The organism is Acinetobacter sp. UBA6526, assembly GCF_002434875.1.
In the GTDB taxonomy this organism is placed as follows: Bacteria; Pseudomonadota; Gammaproteobacteria; order Pseudomonadales; family Moraxellaceae; genus Acinetobacter; species Acinetobacter venetianus.
The window spans coordinates 2,813-3,139 of sequence record NZ_DJLC01000116.1; the positions used below are offsets into that span (position 1 = coordinate 2,813).

Sequence of the window (327 nt, forward strand, 5' to 3'; positions counted from 1 at the left end):
TTCATTCTGTGTTGTTCCTTACACTCGTGGTGAAGAAGTTTCTCGCCCATTAGATGATGTATTGGCAGAAATCGCGGGCCTTGCTGAAAAAGGTGTTCGTGAAATCAGCTTACTTGGTCAAAACGTAAATGGTTATCGTGGCGAAACTTTTGAAGGTGGTATCTGCACATTCCCTGAATTATTACGTTTAGTTGCGGAAATCCCGGGGATTGGTCGCTTACGTTACACCACGTCTCACCCACTCGAATTCTCTGATGACTTGATTCAATGCTACCGTGATTTGCCACAAATGGTTTCTCACTTGCATTTACCTGTACAAAGTGGTTC

General features: G+C 43.7%; 1 pseudogene. It reads left to right on the top strand.

Going from position 1 to position 327, the window contains the following annotated elements:
* Nucleotides 1-327 (top strand): annotated as a pseudogene (locus B4237_RS07785) (radical SAM protein); the annotation flags it as partial.